Source organism: Streptomyces sp. NPDC001970 (assembly GCF_053594115.1).
In genome coordinates this window covers 1-18,630 of the sequence record NZ_JBSFDW010000022.1, presented here as the reverse complement: position 1 = coordinate 18,630, position 18,630 = coordinate 1, and the positions used below count along the sequence as shown (strand labels likewise).

The following is an 18,630-nucleotide window of genomic DNA, read 5'->3' as shown; positions in this document are numbered from 1 at the left end:
TCGGCGTCCGGCGTCCGGCGTCCGGCGTCCGGCGTTCGCGTCCACGGTCACCCTGCACGTCACTTTTCACGCTCACATGCTTCGCCCGATTCCGGGCGTCCTGTTCCGGGCGTTTCCTCGCGCTCGTACGACCCCGGCAGCCCTGGCGGCACCCCCCCCGACGTCAGGGCTGTCGGCCTATCCCCGGTACGGGTTGTAGCCCCCGTAGTCCCGGTACGGTGCCGGAGCCGGAGCCGGAGCCGGAGCCGGAAGCAAGACGCTGCCCGACGCCTGGGCCGCGTACGTCAGCGCCGGGGACGCGACGTGCTTGCGCTGCCAGAGGTGGTGGAGCAGTTCCTGCTCGCGGGCGACGAAGTCCGGGCCCGCCGTGCCGCGGTGGGCGCGGTGGCGCAGGAAGGCGAGGGAGGTCGCGAAGGCCTCGTACTCGGACACGGCGCGGGCGGCCGCGGGGCCGTGGGTGCGGCCCGCCATGTCGCGGGCCATCGTGCGCGCCCGCATGGAGGACAGGGCGAGCGGCTCGGCGGGGGAGAGCCAGCCCGCCGCGGCGTACGCGGGGAGCTGGGCCGCGACCGTGCGGAGCTCACGCTGCCGGGTCCAGACCGCCAGCCAGGTCAGCAGCCCGAAGGCCGGGACCATGAACGCCGCGTACACCGCGTAGAAGCCCCACGGGCCGAACACCCCCGAGCCGTTCCACAGCGCATGCATGCCCATCGCCAGCGCGAGGCCGAGCAGCGGCAGCGCGGTCCTGCGGAACCTCCGCCGCCGTGCCGTGATCGCCGCGACGCCGAAGCCGATGCCGGTCAGCACCGTGAAGAGCGGATGGGCGAACGGCGACATCACGATCCGTACGAAGAAGGTCGCCGCGGTGACGGACGCGAAGCCCGAGTGGCCGAACTCCTGGTCCTCGCCGAACGCATTGCCGAGATAGAGGATGTTCTCGGTGAAGGCGAAGCCGGTCGCCGTGAATCCGGCCACGACGACACCGTCGACGATCCCCGTGAAGTCCCGGCGCCGGAAGAGGAAGATGAGCAGGACGGCGGCCGCCTTCGCGCTCTCCTCCACGATCGGGGCGACGACGGTCGCGCCGATCGTGTCCGCTGATGTCGGATCGGCCGTCGCGGTCGCTATCCACTGGGTCGCGAACGAGTTCGCGATGATCGCCACGAGCGCGGCGGCGCAGGCCCCCCAGGCGAAGGCGAAGATGAGGTTGCGCCACGGGCCCGGCTCGACGCGGTCCAGCCAGCGGAACGCCGCCATCAGCAGCGGGACCGGCAGCACGGCGAGGCCGAGGCCCACCACAAAGCCCTCGGTGCCGGTCTGCTCGCGCACGAGCGCGAGGATGACCAGGCCGGAGAGGCCGAGCAGGGTGACCAGGGCCCCGACCCGCAGGGCCTTGCTGCGCCAGAGGGCGCGGCTCGGCCGGTAGCGCCACTGCGCACGCGCCGGCACGGCGTCGAACAGGGGCTGTTCGTCGCACGCCGGGACGGCGGGGTGCGACGCGGCCGGTTGCGGCTGCGGGGACCAGTCGGACACGCGACGACCCTAACCAGGGGCACGGACAGTGCGCGACGGGGTTGCGCGACGGACTTACGCGGCGGGTCGGGCGGCGCCCGGGGTGCTACCTGCGGCGGAACAGCAGGTCGTGCACCACATGCCCCTTGTTCAGGCCCTGCCCCTCGAACCGGGTCAGTGGCCGGAAGGCGGGGCGGGGCGCGTAGCCGCCGTCCGCCTGGGTGTTCTCGAAGCCGGGGTGTGCGGAGAGGACCTCGAGCATCTGCTCGGCGTACGGCTCCCAGTCGGTCGCGCAGTGCAGTACCGCGCCCGGCTTCATCCGGCTCGCGGCGAGCGTGAGGAACTCGGGCTGGATCAGCCGGCGCTTGTGGTGGCGCTTCTTCGGCCACGGGTCCGGGAAGTACACGCGGAGCCCGTCGAGCGCGTCCGGGGTGAGCATCTCGCGGAGCAGGATGATCGCGTCACCGTTGGCCACACGGACGTTGGTGAGGCCCGCACTGTCGACGAGCCCGAGGAGATTGCCCTGGCCCGGCGTGTGCACGTCGACGGCGAGGATGCCGGTCCCGGGGTCGGCGGCGGCCATCTGGGCGGTCGCCTCGCCCATCCCGAAGCCGATCTCCAGGACGACCGGCAGCCCGTCGAACATCTCGGCGAGATCGAGGGTCCGCAGCCCGTCGATGTCGAGCCCCCACGTGGGCCACAGCCGCAGCAGCGCCTCGCCCTGGCCGGCGGTCACCCGGCTCCGGCGCGGCTGGAAGCTGCGGATCCGGCGCTCGTGGTGCGACCCGGCCGGATCGGCGGCGGGCCCGCCCGGGAACCGCGGCTCGCCCTTCGTGCGGGGACCCTTGGTGGTGACGTTCTCGAACTCAGACACAATGACCCGATTGTACGGCGGGTGGCGTGCTCCTGCGGCGGGCTTCTCCCCGCCCTGGTGCCCCGTGGCGGGCGGGGCTCGTTCCGAGCCGTCCGATGACGGACACCCGGGCTGCACGGACGGTACCGGGCAGGCAGGCGTCGCACGGCCGCGGTCAGGGCAGGGGCAGGGCCCTGGTCCGCATGATCAGAATGATCAGAGGCAGCGCCTCACGCCAGGTGCGCCAGCGCGCGCCTTGCCACCTCGCGGCCGATCGGGAGCGACGCCGTCGCCGCCGGGGACGGTGCGTTCAGGACGTGGACCGTGCGAGGGGCCTCCTTGATGAGGAAGTCGTCCGCAAGGGTCCCGTCCCGCAGCACCGCCTGCGCCCGCACCCCCGCCGCCACCGGCCGCAGGTCGTCTTCCGTCACCGCGGGCAGCAGCCGCCGCACCGCCTCCGTGAACGCGCGCTTCGACAGCGAGCGGTGCAGCTCGCCCGCGCCGTACCGCCAGTGGCGGCGGGCGATCCGCCAGGACCCGGGCCAGCTCAGCGTCGCCGCCAGCTCGCGCGGGCGGACCGTCGACCAGCCGTATCCCTCGCGGGCGAGCGCCGGCACCGCGTTCGGACCGACGTGGACAGCGCCCTCGATGCCGCGGGTGAGGTGCACACCGAGGAAGGGGAACGCGGGGTCCGGCACCGGATACACCAGCCCGCGCACGAGCTCGGGGCGCCTCAGCTCGTAGTACTCCCCCCGGAAGGGGACGATCCGCATGCCGGGCTCGTCGTCCGCGAGCCGCGCCACCTCGTCGCAGTACAGCCCCGCGCAGTTCACCAGGACCCGCGCCCGGACGATCCTCCCCCTGCCTTCGGCGCCGGGACCCCCAGAGGACGTACGCACCGCGACACCCCACGGGCGCCGGTCGACGGCACGGACCTGCTCGCCGTAGAGGACCTCCGCGCCCGAAGCGCCCGAGGTCTCCGCGAGCTGCGCCGCGACCGCGCCGAAGTCGCACACCCCGGTCGTCCCGACATGGATCGCCGCGACGCCCCGCACCTGCGGCTCGTACTCCGCGATCTGCGCCGGGCCCAGCTCGCGCACCGGAATCCCGTTCTCCCTGCCCCGCTGCACGAGGGCGTGCAGCCGCGGCAGCTCCTCGCGCCCGGTGGCGACGATCAGCTTTCCGGTGACCTCGTACGGAATTCCGTACTCCGCGCAGAACTTGACCATCTCCGCCGCGCCCCGCACGGCGAACCGCGCCTTCAGCGACCCCGGCCGGTAGTAGATCCCGCTGTGGATCACCCCGCTGTTCCGCCCGGTCTGGTGGCGCGCGGGGCCGGACTCCTTCTCCAGCACCACGACGGAGGTGCCGGGCGCGGCGCGCGTCAGGGCGTACGCCGTCGACAGACCGATGATTCCGCCGCCGATCACCAGCACGTCGCAGTCGTATGCCGCCGTCATGACACTCCTCCCGCCCCCGATAGTGCACTGGCCCAGTGACAATCGCGTTAAACCAGGTGGGACACGCCACACGGGTCGGGTACGGCCGGCCCGTACCGGGTACAGCCGGGCCCGCACGAGGGGTACGGCCTACGCAGGGGCCATCAGCAGCGGCCGTGCCCGCTCCCGCAGCTCCGCCACGCGCGGCTCGTCGCCGTACGGCTCCAGTCGGTGCAGCAGGTCCCGTACGTACTCCGTCGTACGCGCGGACGAGATGCGGCCCGCGACCTCCACCGCCCGGGTTCCCGCCGCGCACGCCGCGTCCAGGTTCCCCGACTCCAGCTCGGCCACGGCGCTCACGACGAGCCGCAGCCCGTGCGACCGTACGAACTCCTCCGTCGGCCGGGACAGCGCCTGCTCGGTGAAGCGGCGGACCTGGCGGGGGGCCTTCAGGTCGCGGTAGCACTCGGCGGCGTCGGCGGCGAACCGGTCGTACGAGTAGAAGCCCAGCCAGGACGGGTCGGGGTCGCCGTCACGGGCGCGCTCGAGCCAGGCCTCCGCGGCCTTCAGCGCCGCACCGGCCGTGGCCGCGTCGCCCGCCTTCGCATGCGCCCGGGCCTCCACGAGGCGGAAGAAGCTCATCGTGCGGGCGGTGGCGAGTCCGCGGTTGCGCTCCGCGGCCGCCTGGGCGAGGTCCACGCCCTCGTCGGCGAAGCCCCGGTACGTCGCCTGCAGCGACATCGACGCGAGGACGTACCCGCCGAGCGGGACGTCGGCGGCGGCGCGGGCGAGGCGCAGCGCCTGGATGTAGTACCGCTGCGCCGCCTCCTGCTGGCCCGTGTCGAAGGCCATCCAGCCGGCCAGCCGTGTGAGCTCCGCGGTCGCCCCGAACAGTGCGCGGCCGACCTCGTCCGAGTACGAACCGAGGAGCAGCGGCGCCGCGTCGACGCGTAAGCACTCGGGGACCATGGACGAACGCCAGTCCCCGCCGCCGTACTTGGAGTCCCAGCGGCGCGCGTCCTCCGCTGCCTCGCGCAGCTTGGCGACATCGGTGTGGCCGACGCGGACTTGGCCGTCCTCGAACGTGCCCTCCGCGGCCGGAACGTCGGAACCTCCGTCCGCGGAACGCTCCGTCGACCGCTCGCCCGCGCGGTCCGCGTTCCGCTCCACCGAAGGATCCGCGGGGGTGATCAGCCAGCGGGACGCGGGCGTCGCGTACGCGCTCACCGCGAACGAGCCGGCCAGCGACTGCCAGATCCCGCCGCCGCCCGCCCGCCGCCCGGCCAGATCCAGCCGGTACAGCTCGGTGGCCGACTTCACCGCCTCGCCCACGTCGCGCGGGAAGGCGAGCCCGACCTCCGGGGCCGGGTCGGCGTCCGCGAGTCCGATCTCGTGCAGGGGCACGGGGCGGCCCAGCTTCTGCCCGATGGCGGCGGCGATGAGATGAGGCGCGGCGCCCTGCGGCACCATGCCCTTGGAGACCCACCTGGCCACCGACGTCTTGTCGTAACGAAGGGTCAGACCGCGCTGCGCTCCGAGGTCGTTGACCCGCCGGGCGAGGCCGGCGTTGCTGATTCCCGCGAGGGCGAGAACGGTGCCGAGTTTGTCGTTCGGCCCGCGTTGCTCCCTGGACATGCGCCACCCCTCGACACACAGACGGCCGCCGGGGCGCCCGGTGCAGGCGCACGGCATTCGTGCTGCGTTCTCCCCCGGGGACGCCCCTTTGATTCCCGGCCGCAAGAGCGCGTGGCCGAGCCCCTCGGAATATGCACCCCCCGCGGAGAACAGCAGTGACACACAGCGTAGTTCGCCGGATCCCGACCGTTAAGGGGTGGTGTTCCGTATGGCGGGATTGTTGTGCGTTCCGGGTCGGTCCCGGCCGTCGTCGTGCTCCCGGTGTGTGGCCGTGCGCCCGTCCGTGCGCTCTCGCCCGGCCGTGGCGGGAGCGCTTCCATGAGTGCTGCGTGGGTCGGCCCGCTGGCGCAGGTTCCAGTGGGCTGGGGGAACACTGCCGCCTCAATCCCCGCGGGCGGCGGACCGGTCCGGGAGGCGAAGGGCGCCTCCCGGACTGTGCGTATGGCCGGAGTGTCGGACTGACGTTTGGTTCCGTGACGTTCGGAGAATGGCCGAATTTCACCCTTCCTTCGCGTACTCTCCGCACCTTCCGGGGCGTGGCGCCGTTGCCTGTCGGACCGACGGCACATGGCCAATGCCAGGGGCGCGTTCACTTTTTGCGCACGCGACCCGGAGCCCCTCCTGTGCGCCGTTGTCGTGGCAGCATGTCCTCATCGAGGTGTGCCGAATCGGGTGGTCCGAGGGTGCCGAGGGTTGTCCACAGGCTGTGGAGGCGCGATGCGGTGGCTGGTGGGGTGGAGCAGTATCGCCGCAAGCTTCGGGACGGCGGGCTCTGTCCGCACCACCACCGGAGCCAGTGCCGGAGCCGATGCCGGAACGGGCCCTTCGAACGCCGGCGACGAGAGCCGCACCGTCCATCCCGTCGGCGCCCAGCTGCTCTGGGGTGACCCCGATCCGCTCTGGGCGGTGGGCGACTGGCGGCCGGACGAAGTGCGGGTCGTCACCGTCGACCCCTTCACCCGCCTTGCCGTACTGGGGTGTTGTGCCGCCACGGACGAAGAACTCCGCGTCGGCCTCTTCGCGGCGCGGGGCGGCGCGCTGAGGCATCTCACCGCGTGGGCCGGCAGCTACACGGCTGTGGTGCAGGTCGGCCGCCGCACCACCGTCGCCGGAGACCTGGCCGGTGCGCGGCCCGTCTTCTACACGCCCTGGGCCAACGGCACGGCGTACGCCACCGCCGCCCTCCCCCTGGCCGACCTCATCGAGGCCCCGCTCGACATCGGGTACCTGGCCGCGCTGCTCGCCTGCCCCGAGACCCCGGAGGCGCTGCGCGACTCCACCCCGTACGCGGGCGTCAAGCGCATCCCGCCCGGCCATGCGCTGATCCTGCGTGAGGGCTCGCGCGAGATCACCGGGTACGAGCCGGTCGCCTCGCTCGCCGTCGCCGCGCCCCAGCTCGAGGCGGGCCGGGCGATCGACGCGATGCGGGACGCGCTGGTCGACGCCGTACGCGCGAGACTCACCGCGCCCCGGCACGCGCCCGAGACGCTGCCGCCCGACCCCGGTCCCGTGCCGGGGATGGGCCCGGCGGAACGGCGCGCGGCACGCGGCGCGCCCGCGCCCGGCATCGGCGCCGACCTGTCCGGAGGCAGCGCCTCCGGGACGCTGGCACTGCTCGCCGCCGGGCTGCCCGGGGTGCCGGGCACGATCCTCGGGCACGGTACGGGGGCGGGCGAGCGGCTGCTGGCCGTCACCTTCAACGACCTGACCGGAGGTACCGGGCGGGAGGCCGAGCTGGAGCGGGCCCGGTCCATCGCGGAGAACCCGCGCCTCCACCACGTCGTCGTCGCCGCGGGTGAGGAGGCGCTGCCGTACGCGGACCTGGAGTCCGGGCCGCTGACGGACGAGCCGGGCCCCTCCCTGGTCCTGGCGGAACGGCACCGGCGCCGGCTCGCCGCGGGCAGCGCGGACCACTTCACGGGGCTCGGCGCCCGGCAGGTCCTGGACGCACATCCGGCCCGCCTCGCCGACCTGCTGATGGACCGCCGGCGCCGGCCGCTGCTGCGGCCCGTCTCGGCGCTGGCACGGGCGCAGGGGGCGTCGGCGGGTTCGCTGCTCGTTCCGCTCACGGTGTACCGGGCGGCGCGGCGGCTGGCCCGTACGCCGTACCGGACCGGCCTGGAGTCCGCCGCGGCCCACCTTCCTTCGGCCAACCGGGCAACCGCCGCGGTGAACGGGCCGCTGGGCGCGTCCCTGGCCGCCCTCGCCTGGTCCAGGCCGGGGCCGGCGGCGCGGTGGCTCACCGGGGAGGCGCTCGCTGAAGTATCGGTTCGTCTGCAGGAGGCGGCGACCCGGCCGACGTCGGTGCAGCGGCCCGGAGAGGCGCGGGCGCGGGCGGCGCTCACGCGGTACGCCGCGGACCACCGGGTCCTGGAGCAGGCCGCGGAGGTGCGCAGCCAGCGGCTGCACGCGCCCTTTCTCGACAACCAGGTCGTACGTGCCGCGCGCGATCTGCCCGAGGCGCTCCGGGTCCAGCCGGGCGCGCGGGCGACGGTCCTGCGGTCGGTGCTCGCTGACGCGGGCATCCACGACCTGCCGCCAGGCTGGGGCGCGACGTCCCAGGCGGTGGCGACGGCGGCGACACGGGCGGGACTGCGGCTGGCGCTGCCCGAGCTGCTGGCGCTCTTCGACACGCCGCTGCTCGCGGACGCGGGCATCGTCGAGGCACGCGTCGTCCGCAAGGCGCTGCGCGCGGCGTCGGAGGGGGAGCCGGTCCCGCTGGACGGGCTCGCGGACCTGGTCTCCACGGAGCTCTGGCTCCGCCGCCTCCTCGCGCGGCGCGGCACCTGCTGGACGGGCACGGCGGCCCCGCGCAGCCGCGCGGTGGCGGCGGGGGTGCCACCCCGGCCGACGCTGCAGGCGTAGGCCTCCGACGGGGTGCGGGGTTGCCCCGTGCCGGGTCGTGATCGCCCACGCCGCGCGCCACGAATCAGGCTTTGTACCAACCACCGGGCCGGAGTCGGGGGACGGCGGGGGCGGGGCCGTGCAGGGTCGCCCCCGCAGAAATCGGGCGGTGGTGCCGGGTGACGCCGTACCCACCGATGTCGAGGAGGCGAGCCCGGAGGGGCCGACCCCCACCCACCGACAGCAGCCGCACCCAGCCGGTCCGGGGTCCCCCCACGCCGCAGGGCGTAGGGGGAGTTCGAGGACGGACACACAGGTCACCGTCGCGGCACCGGCCACCACCGCACCCCGCACCGCGCACCGCCAGGCGCACCGCGCACCGCCAAGTGCACCGCGCACCGCCAGGCGCACCGCGCACCGCCAAGTGCACCGCGCACCGCCAGGCGCACCGCGCACCGCCAGGCGCAGCCCCGCACCGGAAAACGACGCGCGCCCGCGGGGTCGGGGCCGGGGCCGGGGCGGTATCTCCGCGGAGATCTGCCGCTCGCCATCGAGCCGGCCGCCGCCCGGCTGCGGATGCTCACGCCGCGCCAGATCGCCGACATGGCCGCGGCCCTGCGGGCCGCACAGGAGCCCGCTGCGCCGAGATCGTCACCGCGCATCTTGCGGAGAGCGCCGCATCCCTGCTGCCGCGGCTCGACGAGGACCGGCTCGCCTGTGCGGATCCTCGCCGCGGCAGAGGCGTGGCGAGGCGGCGTACACCGGTCCGTGCCCGAGCGTCGCATGACCGACCCCGTCGAGGCCCGGGCCCGCGAGAACCTCGGTGACCTGCGCTACGAGGCGGAGCGCATCGCCGGCGCCGGACTCACGCCCACCCAGGTCATCGAGGCTCTCGAGGCCGCAACGCGCAGCGGCGGCTGATCCGGCCCAGGCCCTGGGCGCCTGTGCATACCGACAGGCGCCCGGACGCCCGGCGGATATCTTCTCAGCCGCAGCTGATGCGCGACTGCGCCCAGTCCGCGACCGCCACCGAGTCGAACGGCCTGTGCGGCTCCACCACGAGCCGGATCGTCTTCCGCCCGGAGATACCGACGCTCACCGGCACCGCCGCATCGCCGCCGCGCATCACCGGCGACCGCCACAGCCGCGCTCCGTCCGCGTACACCGAGAACCGCAGCGTGCCCAGGCCCAGCGTCATGTCGTCGACGCCGACCAGTGCGTCGTACGAGGTGCACGCGCGGTTCAGGTCGATGGTCACGGACGACATCGCGTGGACCGAGATCCCGTGACCGTACCGGGTGCCGTCGATCGACATGCCCCAGCGCTGCCAGAGCCAGCTGCTCCGGCCGAGCCGCACCTCCGGCCGGGTGTGGTCGCCGAACACGCCGTACTCCAGCCGGTTGACCTGGTAGACCCGCGGGGCGGGCGCCGGGGGCGGCGGTGTCTTCGGCTTGGTCGCCGACGGCTTCGCATCCGCCGGTGTCGGCTTCGGGGTCGGCTCGGCCGCAGGCGGCTTCGCATCCTCCGCTGCCGGCTTCGCGTCGGTCGGCACGGGCGAAGGCTGCTCCGGTGGCGGAGTCGGCTCGGGGTCCGGCGCCGCGGGCGGAGCCGGGGGCTCCGGCTTCGGTGACGGGGCGGCCCCCGGTACGACGGGCTGCGCGGCCGGCGGCTTCGCCTCGGGCTGCGGCGCCGGCCGGGGGTCGCCCGAGAGCGCAAACACGAGCCCGGCGGCCGCCGCGAGGGCCGCAGCCGCGGCGAGCCCCGCCTTCAGTGGAGCGCCGAGACCCTTCGACGCCGCGGCTCCTCCGGACTGCGCGCCGGACCCCGCGGCCCCACCGGACCCGGTCGCCGCCGCGGCGGCACCCGCACCCGTCGCGCCCGCGGCACCGCCTGCCATGATCCCCGCCGCCTTGAGCGAGCACCCGGCGGCGAACCAGCCGATGACCGCGACCGGCAGCAGGGCCGGGATCCCGGCGTTGACCTGCTCCAGTTCGCCCGCGGCCAGCCGGCACGTGGCGCACTCCTCCAGGTGCTTGCGCAGCCCTCGCTCGGCCCGCATCCGCAGCCCGCCCCGGGCGAAGGCCCCGAGTCGGTCGGCGTAGCGCGCGCAGTCGCCGCCCGACGTGAGCGCGGTGCTCACATGGGCCTGCAGATAGGCCTGCTTGAGACCTTCGCGGGCCCGGCTGGCCAGCACCGCCGTGGCATTGGCGGTGAGTCCGAAGAGCGGTGCGACCTCGCTCGGCGACTCCTCCTCGACGGTCGTGTGCCAGAGCACCGCCTGCCAGCGCTCGGGCAGCGAGCGGAAGGCCTGCAGCGCCAGCGACTGTTCGGCCTCGTGCATGGCCCGTACGTCCGCGCCCAGATCGAGCGTCTCCTGGTCCGTCGCCTCCGAGGCACGGGCGGCCTGCTCGGCGAAGACCGCGAAGTCCTGGACCAGTTGCTCCCGTTTCGAGGAATTCATCCAGGCGGCGGCGACCCGGCGCACGGTCGTCAGCAGATACGCCCGTACCGCCTGCTCGGGCCCGGCACCGCCCCGCACCGCCTGCAGCGTGCGCGCGAACACCTCGGCCGTCAGGTCGTCCGCCGTGTGCGCGTCGCGACAGCACGTGCGCGCGTAGCGCCGTACCGCGTCCGAGTGACGGCGGAACAGCTCCTCGTACGCACTGTCGTCGCCGAGCCGCAACCGCTGGATCAAGTCGCCGTCCGACGTCTGCAGACCGGCGGCCATGGCCCCGCTTCCGCCTTCGCGCTGCGACGGCACACTCGCGTCGACGTCCCGCCCGAACTCGGCCTCGGAGGCATGCCCGGCGGCCATCGGGTGCCCGGGTCCGCCCTGGCTCGGGACCTGCCGATGGCGCCCGCCACCGCCGGCCTCCGGGCCGGTCGCACCGCCGAGTGGTTCGTCCCGCCCGTCACCGCTCATCGAGGAAGCCCTTGTACGCACCCAATGACACGAACACCGGGCAAGAGTGCCACAGAGCGATGGGCCTCAGGACACAGCCTTCCGGCAACCACTCATCCGGGGAAGCCTTCCGGAACCGGGCACGAGCCTTCACCCGTACGAGGAATGCTCAACAGACTGTACGACTGCGCCGTACGACCGGCTTCCACCTGACGGGCCGTGGGCCGCGCAACCGCGGCCCGCAGCGTTGCGCCGGCCATCACGCAGGCCGCGACCGCAAGCCGTCCAGCAGGATGTCCAGCAGCCGGGCAGAGGCCGCCGCCTGCTGTGCCGCGTCCGGCAGTGACGGTGCTGCCGTGGCTATCACCAGCAGCACATCGGCCACCGTGACATCGCGCCGCAGCTCACCGGCCGCCCGCGCCCGCTCGACCAGCCGCCCCACGACCTCCAGCAGTTCGCCCGCACCCGCGTCGTCCTGCTCGGCCACCGGCAGCTGCACCGACGCCGACGCCGGACGCGCCCCGACGACCCGCAACTCGGGCTGCCCGCCGAAGCCCTGCCGCTGCTGCGGCACGCGCGACTCCTCCCGGCCGTCGCCCCGGCCGTCCTGTTCGCCGCCGCCCAGGACCTCGGGCACGACCGTCGAGTCGTCCACGTCCACGCCGACGCGCAGGACCTGCGGCGGCAGAAGCCTGCCCGCGCCCGACGCGACCGACGTCCGCAGGAAGCGGGAGAGGGCCGACCACGGCTCCTCCTCCTGCCCCAGAGCCGTACGCGCCTGCTCCGTCAGCCGGGAGGTCTCCTCCTCGGCTATCCGCCGCACCAGCACGTCCTTGCTCGGGAAGCGGCGGTAGACCGTGCCCACACCAACACGCGCCCGGCGCGCCACGTCCTCCATCGGCGCGCCGTAGCCCAGCTCGCCGAACACCTCGCGCGCGGCCCGCAGAACATGCTCCAGATTGCGCTGCGCGTCCACGCGCAGCGGAGCCGAACGCCCGGCCGGACCGGCTCCACCAGGCCCTCCGGCCACGGAACCGCCCAGGCCCCCGGCGGTCCCCGCTCCGGCCACCGCCCCCGCCACCGCACGTCCGTTGCCGTCGGAAGCGACAGCGGCCTGCCAATGCGAATCCTGAATGTGCATAACCGTTCCCCCGGTAATGAAGTCGTCTCCCCCCGGAGACGCCCCGCCCTGACAGCCGAGGTGAAGCAGACGAGTCACCGACCCGACACCCCGACGAAGTACGAACATAGTTGAGTCGAGGTCAATTCAGAAGGGGCTCTTCCGCACGGTGTGCCCCCCGATCGGAGCAAGGGCCGGAACGTTCCCGATTCGGCACCCTCCCGCCACCCCCCTCGCCCACCCTGACCTGCACACCTTCCCCGGCACCCGGGTTCCGGCCGTCGGTGCCCGGCGAAAACCTCCGGTCACACAATTTGCCGGGCCTGTGGACAAACTCCTGGGGCCGTTGCGTCATGGGATGGTGAAGGCTGCATACTCCCGGGACACGGCACCCGGCTCCTCGCCGCGCACGCGCATTCTCGTCGTCGGCGGCGGCTACGTGGGGATGTACACCGCGCTCCGCCTCCAGGACAGACTCAAGGCGGAGCTGGCGCGAGGCGACATCGAGATCCTCGTCGTGGCGCCCGAGCCGTACATGACCTATCAGCCCTTCCTGCCCGAGGCGGCGGCCGGCGCGATCTCGCCCCGCCACGTGGTGGTCCCGCTCCGCCGTGTCCTGAGCAGATGCAAGATCCTCATCGGCGAGGTCAGGACCGTCGACCACGCCAAGCGCACCGCCACCGTCACGACCCTCGCCACCGCCGAGGAGGGCGCGGGCGGCATCCAGCTCGGGTACGACGAGCTCGTCATCGCCCCCGGCTCGATCTCCCGTACGCTTCCGGTCCCCGGCCTGGCCATGTACGGCATCGGCTTCAAGTCCGTGGAGGAGGCCATCGGCCTGCGCAACCACGTCATCGAACAGATGGACATCGCCTCCTCCACCCGCGAGCCCGCCCTGCGCGACGCGGCCCTCACCTTCGTCTTCGTGGGCGGCGGCTTCGCAGGCGTCGAAGCGCTCGGCGAGCTGGAGGACATGGCCCGCTACGCCACGCGCTACTACCACAACATCAAGCCGGAGGACCTGAAATGGGTCCTGGTCGAGGCGAGCGACCGCATCCTCCCCGAAGTCGGGGAGCAGATGGGCCGGTACGCCATCCGTGAGCTGCGCGCCCGCAACATCGACGTACGGCTGGAAACCCGCTTGGAGTCCTGTGAGAACCGCGTCGCCGTCCTGAGTGACGGCACCCGGTTCCCGACCCGCACCGTCGTGTGGACCGCCGGCGTCAAACCCGCTCCCGTGCTCGCCTCCACCGACCTGCCGCTCAACGAACGCGGCCGCCTCAAGTGCACCGCCCGGCTCACCGTCGAGGGCGTCGAGCACGCCTGGTCGGCCGGTGACGCCGCCGCCGTACCCGACCTCACCGCGAAGGAGGCCGGCAAGGAGACCGCGCCGAACGCACAGCACGCCGTACGCCAGACCAAGGTGCTCGCCGAGAACATCGTCGCCTCGCTGCGCGGCCGGCCCCTCAAGGAGTACGCCCACGCCTATGTGGGATCCGTGGCGTCGCTCGGGCTGCACAAGGGCGTGGCGCATGTGTACGGCCGCAAGCTCAAGGGCTACCCGGCCTGGCTGATGCACCGCGTCTACCACCTCAGCCGCATGCCCACGTTCAACCGGAAGGCACGGATTCTGGCCGAGTGGACGCTGTCGGGGCTCTTCAAACGTGAGATCGTCTCGCTGGGCTCGTTGGAGCATCCGCGCGCCGAGTTCGAACTCGCCGCGGGCGCCGTCCCGTCCCGCCCCCTCACCCGCCGCCACGAGGACCCGCCCAAGGGCCCGAAGGGCAGCAGGAACCCGGGGCCGGGGGAGGACCCCGGGTTGTACTGACGACGTTGTCAGTGCCGTCGGTCACACTGGACGTGTGACGATAGGTGGGCCGACACCTGCACAGAGTGACCTGTCCCCGCGGCGCGGCCGAGCGCCCACGACGATCAGCAATCGACACACGAGGCTAGAAAATCCGTGAACTTCACGCGTTGGAGCGCCCGGCTCCCCGGTACGCAGCGTCGCGCCGCAGCGCGGATCGACCGAGGGTCGGTGCCCGCGGCCCGCGGTGAGTACGACCAGCGGCCGGAGCCCCCGTCCGACGCCACCGACGTGCCCGACTCCGGCGTACCCACGCTCGATCACTTCTCCGTACGGGAGCTGCTCGGCCCGCTCCCGGCCCTCGTCGCCCTCGTCCACGGCCCCGAGCACCGGATCGCGTACGTCAACGATGCGTACGCCGCCGCGTTCGGGCCGCGTGCCGTCGGCGCCACCGCCGCCGCGGCCTGCCCCGAGCTCGCCGAGCTGGGTCTGCTCCCGCTGATGGACCAGGTGCTGCGCAGCGGAAAACCCCGCACCGTGAAATCCCGCCGCATCCAGGGCGGCGGCTCGTACACGATCACCTGCCTGCCCGCCGGGGCCGCGACGCCTGCTCCCGGAGCAGGCTCCGAAGCCAAGCCGGTCACGGGCACCGGCCGCGGCGTCCTCGTCTTCGCCGCCGACGTCACCGACCACGCCGAGGCCGCCGAGCGCCTTCGCGCCAGCGAGCGCCGCCAGCGCGAAACCGCCGTCACCCTCCAGCGCTCCCTGCTCCCGCAGGAGCTGGAGCAGCCCGACGACCTGCGCATCGCCGCCGACTACCGCCCGGGCGGCACGGACGCCGCGGTCGGCGGCGACTGGTACGACGTGATCACACTCGGCGCCGGCCGCACCGCCCTCGTCATCGGCGACGTCATGGGCCGCGGCGTCCGCGCCGCCGCAGTGATGGGCCAGCTGCGCACGGCCGTCCGCGCGTACGCACGCCTCGACCTGCCCCCGCACGAGGTGCTGCAACTCCTCGACGGACTCGCGGCCGAGATCGATCCCAGCCAGATCGCCACTTGTGTCTACGCGGTTCACGACCCCAACGAGGGGCGGCTCGTGTACGCGTCGGCGGGCCATCTGCCGATCCTCGTACGCGACGAGGACGGCACGGTCCACCGCGCCGAGGAGCCGACCGGGCCCCCGCTCGGCACCGGAGGCTGGCTGCACACCTCCGGCACGATCCCGCTCCAGCCCGGCTCCACGGCCGTCCTCTACACGGACGGTCTGGTCGAGCGGCGCGGCGAGGACATCGACGAAGGCGTCGCCGCCCTGGAGCGCGCGCTGGCGGGGGCGACGGGCACACCTCAGGTGGTGTGCGACCGGCTGATCCGCTCCCTGGGCGTGACCGCGGAGCATGACGACGACGTCGCGGTCCTCGTCCTCCAGCACCCGACCCGCAGGGGCCCGGATGCGGAGCTGTTCCACAACGCCGCCCTGGACCTGCTCGGCGGCGTCGAAGCGGCGCCTCGCGCGCGTGCGTTCGCGTCGGGGGTGCTGGCTTCCTGGCGGTTCCCGGGCGAGCTGCGCGACCTGGGCGTGCTCGCCGCGAGCGAGCTCGTGGCGAACTCCCTGCAGCACGGCACCCCGCCCATGCGGCTGCGGCTCCGCCGCACCGACCGCCGCCTGATCATCGAGGTGACGGACGGGGACGACCATCTGCCGCGCCGCCGCCGCGCCGAAACGGAGGACGAGGCGGGTCGCGGAATCTCCATCGTCGCGACGATCGCCTCGTCCTGGGGCAGCCGCCGCACACCCGGCGGCGGCAAAGCGGTGTGGTGCGAGTTCGCGCTGCCCGACGTCTAGGCGACCGGACGACGAGTGGGCAGCCTCGGATGGACGGCGGTCGAGTCGGACGGCGTCCATCGTCGGGGGCCGGCCATCGTCAGACGGCGGTCTCCACGAGGCCGCCCTGTTCGGGCAGGTGCCTGGCCACGACCCGCGACTTCGAGACGAGCGACGGCTGGTCCTGCACGGGCGTGAGCCGCTTCCCCAGCCGCAGCGCGAGCGCGGTGATGCCGAGCGAGAAGAGTACGAACGTCACGATGTACGGGCCGTGCAGCGCGGCGCCCATCGGCCCGCCCACGGCCGGACCGATCGCCAGCGCGAGCTGCTTGACCAGCGCGAACGCCGAGTTGTACTGCCCGACCATCGACTCCGGCGCCAGGTCGGCGACGAGCGGCGCCACGGTCGGCGACAGCATCGCCTCACCGAGCCCGAAGAGCGCGTACGTGGAGATGAACGCGGCCGTCGCCATCGCCTGGCTGCCGTGCCCGAGCCCCGCGTACCCCGCGAAGAGCCACGCGACGGCCCAGATCAGCCCGACCGCCGCGATCACCCGCGTACGCCGCCGCCGCTCGACGAACTTGAGCACGACGAACTGCGCGACCACGATGACGGCCGTGTTCGCCGCCAGAGCGAAGCCGAGCGTCGCCGGGTCGATCCCTGCGGCCTCGGTGCCGTACGCCGCAAGGCCGGACTCGAACTGTCCGTAGCAGGCGAAGAAGAGGACGAACCCGAGGACGCACAGCTGCACCATCGCCCGGTGCCCGAGCAGCGCCCGCAGCCCACCCCGGGCCTTCGCCTCGGTGTTCTCCGGCATCGCGTCCGGGATCGACGGGCACGCGGGCACCCGCACGGTCGCCGCGACACCGGCCAGTACGACGAACATCGCCGCCTCGATCGCGAACAAGAGCGTGAAGCTGCCGGGCCGGCTCTCGTCGACGATCTGCCCACCGATCAGACCGCCGACGCCCAGCCCCAGGTTCTGCAGGAAGAACTGCGTCGCGAACGCCCGGGTCCGGGTCGCCGGGCTGGAGCACCAGACGATCATCGTCGCGAGCGCCGGCTGCATTACTGCCGTTCCCGCACCCAGCAGCGCGGCGGACAGCACGGCCATCGGGACATTCCCGGACAGCCCCATGCTCAGCGCACCGGCGGACGCGAGCAGCGAGGCGACGATCACGACAGGCAGCGGACCCCGGCGGTCGATGGCCCGCCCGGTGAAGGGCAGGACGACGAGCGCGGCCATGGCGAAGACGGCAAGGACAGCCCCCGCCGTACCGGCGCCCAGGTCACGCACCTGGGCCACGTACACATAGAGATACGGAACGGTGAACCCGAGCCCGAACGCGCTCAGCACGTTCCCCGCCTGGATCCGGCGCATCGCGGCGCCCATCTGCCTGGTCATACTCACCTGCCTTGGTCTGTCCGTCGGTACGGAAGGACTGAAGTCTGAAGACTTCGAAGCTAAAGTTAGAACGTTAACAATACATATCCAAGGACTTAGATGCCAACTCGATGCGTGGGATAGTGGCCGCATGCCCGACACCCCCGACGAGCAGCCCGCCCACGGGCAGGCACCCGGTCCCACCTCGGTCCAGGCCGCGAAGAACACCCGTGCCGCACAAGCCACGCAGGTCGTGGAGGCCGCGGGAGCCGCGCAGGAGCCGAGCCTCGACGAGCAGATCGCCGCATACCAGCGCGAATTCCGCGACCTGGACCCCCAGGTCGAGGAGGTCGTCTCCGCCCTCGGCCGGCTCAACCGCCGGATGAACGTCGCGTACGGCCGCCAGATCGCCGCCCTCGGCATCAGCAACGCCGAGTGGGAAGTCCTCAAGACCCTTGTCCTGGCCGGCGCTCCGTACCGCCTCGGCCCCGGCGAACTCGCCAAGCGCCTCGGCCTCACCCCGGCCGCCATGACCCACCGCATCGACCGCATGGCGAGCGAGGGCCTGGTCACCCGCGACCGCGACGAGAGCAACCGGGTGCGCGTCATCGTCGAGCTCACGGACGAAGGCCGCGCGAAGTGGCTGGAGGCGATGCGCATGGCCACGGCCTTCGAGGAGGACCTGCTCCAGGACCTCACGAGCGGGGAACGGGGCGTGCTGGGCGAGATGCTCATCCGCGTCCTGCGCCGGGTGGAGCACACCCAACCGGACGCGGGCGGCCGGCTCACCGACCTGGACTAGCCGGACCGGAGAGCTGTCCCGAAGGTGTCGGGAAGATGGACGGCCGGGCGGGTTGACACACCCCTCGCCGATCCGTAAGGTTCTTCGAGTTGTCACGGAGCCGGAACGGTTCTGCGACGACCGATCCCGCCGCTGATGCGGCAACCAAACTCTGCACGATCTCCCAACCGGGATGAATTTCGGCATGCCGAAATTCATTTCGACGACTCGATTATGAGTCGCCCGGGAAATCCGCTAGGGTTTGAAACGTCGGAACGGCCCAACAGCCAGGAAGACAGCCCCCCTCTGACTGGGAGTCAGGCCCGAAAGAGTCTGATAGAGTCGGAACCGCCGGAAAGGGAAACGCGAAAGCGAAGAACGGCCCGGCAGCCCGCTCCAGCGGGTGGCGGAAACGGAAATCGGATCTGCTAAGCTGGAAACACCGAAGGGAAGCGCCCGGAGGAAAGCCCGAGAGGGTGAGTACGAAGGAAGCGTCCGTTCCTTGAGAACTCAACAGCGTGCCAAAAAT

The 18,630-nt window shown here is 73.0% G+C and carries 12 protein-coding genes; 5 read left to right on the top strand and 7 right to left on the bottom strand.

Annotated features, from left to right (window positions below; all coding sequences use genetic code 11):
* Positions 1–177: 177 nt before the first annotated feature.
* The 4 genes from ACWCP0_RS24765 to ACWCP0_RS24750 all read right to left on the bottom strand — a co-directional run bounded on the left by ACWCP0_RS24765 (position 178) and on the right by ACWCP0_RS24750 (position 5,439).
* Entirely contained in the window at positions 178–1,533 is a 1,356-nt protein-coding gene (locus ACWCP0_RS24765) for a PrsW family intramembrane metalloprotease (protein ID WP_451080992.1), read from the bottom strand.
* Positions 1,534–1,618: 85 nt separating this feature from the next.
* Positions 1,619–2,389 carry a tRNA (guanosine(46)-N7)-methyltransferase TrmB gene (gene trmB / locus ACWCP0_RS24760; RefSeq protein ID WP_451081095.1) on the bottom strand — a complete coding sequence of 257 codons (771 nt, stop codon included), beginning with the start codon at positions 2,387–2,389 and terminating at the stop codon, positions 1,619–1,621.
* A gap of 206 nt (positions 2,390–2,595) precedes the next feature.
* Complete coding sequence (lhgO, locus tag ACWCP0_RS24755) at positions 2,596–3,825, bottom strand: L-2-hydroxyglutarate oxidase (protein WP_451080991.1); 1,230 nt, start codon at positions 3,823–3,825, stop codon at positions 2,596–2,598.
* 129 nt (positions 3,826–3,954) lie between these two features.
* Entirely contained in the window at positions 3,955–5,439 is a 1,485-nt protein-coding gene (locus tag ACWCP0_RS24750; RefSeq protein ID WP_451080990.1) for an MFS transporter, read from the bottom strand.
* Positions 5,440–6,156: 717 nt separating this feature from the next.
* On the opposite strand from ACWCP0_RS24750, the gene ACWCP0_RS24745 reads away from it, so the two are divergent.
* Both ACWCP0_RS24745 and ACWCP0_RS24740 read left to right on the top strand, forming a co-directional pair.
* Entirely contained in the window at positions 6,157–8,304 is a 2,148-nt protein-coding gene (locus ACWCP0_RS24745) for an asparagine synthase-related protein (protein WP_451080989.1), read from the top strand.
* Between the two features lie 762 nt (positions 8,305–9,066).
* Positions 9,067–9,204 (top strand): hypothetical protein, encoded by a 138-nt coding sequence (locus tag ACWCP0_RS24740; protein ID WP_451080988.1) that lies wholly within the window; start codon positions 9,067–9,069, stop codon positions 9,202–9,204.
* Between the two features lie 64 nt (positions 9,205–9,268).
* Here the strand turns inward: ACWCP0_RS24740 and ACWCP0_RS24735 are convergent, their stop codons facing one another.
* Together ACWCP0_RS24735 and ACWCP0_RS24730 are read right to left on the bottom strand one after the other, a co-directional pair.
* Positions 9,269–11,206 carry a sigma-70 family RNA polymerase sigma factor gene (locus ACWCP0_RS24735; RefSeq protein WP_451080987.1) on the bottom strand — a complete coding sequence of 646 codons (1,938 nt, stop codon included), beginning with the start codon at positions 11,204–11,206 and terminating at the stop codon, positions 9,269–9,271.
* A gap of 238 nt (positions 11,207–11,444) precedes the next feature.
* Positions 11,445–12,326, bottom strand: coding sequence for a TetR/AcrR family transcriptional regulator (locus ACWCP0_RS24730; RefSeq protein WP_451080986.1), 882 nt, complete (start codon positions 12,324–12,326; stop codon positions 11,445–11,447).
* Between the two features lie 337 nt (positions 12,327–12,663).
* On the opposite strand from ACWCP0_RS24730, the gene ACWCP0_RS24725 reads away from it, so the two are divergent.
* Positions 12,664–14,133, top strand: a complete 1,470-nt coding sequence (locus tag ACWCP0_RS24725) for an NAD(P)/FAD-dependent oxidoreductase (protein WP_451080985.1) — start codon at positions 12,664–12,666, stop codon at positions 14,131–14,133.
* Positions 14,134–14,268: 135 nt separating this feature from the next.
* Positions 14,269–15,957 carry an ATP-binding SpoIIE family protein phosphatase gene (locus tag ACWCP0_RS24720; protein ID WP_451080984.1) on the top strand — a complete coding sequence of 563 codons (1,689 nt, stop codon included), beginning with the start codon at positions 14,269–14,271 and terminating at the stop codon, positions 15,955–15,957.
* A 79-nt stretch (positions 15,958–16,036) separates the two neighbouring features.
* Here ACWCP0_RS24720 and ACWCP0_RS24715 read toward each other — a convergent pair whose 3' ends face one another.
* Positions 16,037–17,341 (bottom strand): MFS transporter, encoded by a 1,305-nt coding sequence (locus ACWCP0_RS24715; RefSeq protein ID WP_451080983.1) that lies wholly within the window; start codon positions 17,339–17,341, stop codon positions 16,037–16,039.
* A 130-nt stretch (positions 17,342–17,471) separates the two neighbouring features.
* Between ACWCP0_RS24715 and ACWCP0_RS24710 the strand changes: the two genes are divergently transcribed.
* Positions 17,472–18,122 carry a MarR family winged helix-turn-helix transcriptional regulator gene (locus ACWCP0_RS24710; protein WP_451080982.1) on the top strand — a complete coding sequence of 217 codons (651 nt, stop codon included), beginning with the start codon at positions 17,472–17,474 and terminating at the stop codon, positions 18,120–18,122.
* The last annotated feature ends 508 nt before the right edge of the window (positions 18,123–18,630 follow it).